Below are 259 nucleotides of genomic sequence, written 5' to 3'. Positions count from 1 at the left end.
GCGCGCGCCGTCTGCCGCGACCACGAGCCGGGCCGCGACGCCCCGCCCGTCCTCGAGCGCGAGGCGAGCCTCCGCCTCGCCGCGCTCGCAAGGCCCTGCGTCTCACTCGAACAGGGTCAGGCCCGGCGCGGCGCGGGCCTCCATCCGCAGGCTCTCGACGAGGCGGGCGCTCTCGACGGTCCAGCCGAAGGCCTCGAGCCCGATCTCGGAGGCCCGGAACCGGGCCGGGGGCGGCCGGAATAGGCTGCCGGTGTCGTCG

Annotated in this window: 1 pseudogene; it reads right to left on the bottom strand. The window is 78.0% G+C overall.

The window, feature by feature from the left end:
• Positions 1-259, bottom strand: a pseudogene (locus WDW90_RS40010) (ubiquinone biosynthesis protein UbiH); the annotation flags it as partial.

The sequence above is a fragment of the Methylobacterium nigriterrae genome, from assembly GCF_037106235.1.
Classification (GTDB): Bacteria; Pseudomonadota; Alphaproteobacteria; order Rhizobiales; family Beijerinckiaceae; genus Methylobacterium; species Methylobacterium nigriterrae.
The sequence above is the reverse complement of the archived record's forward strand: the minus strand, read 5'-3'. Positions and strand labels throughout refer to the sequence as shown.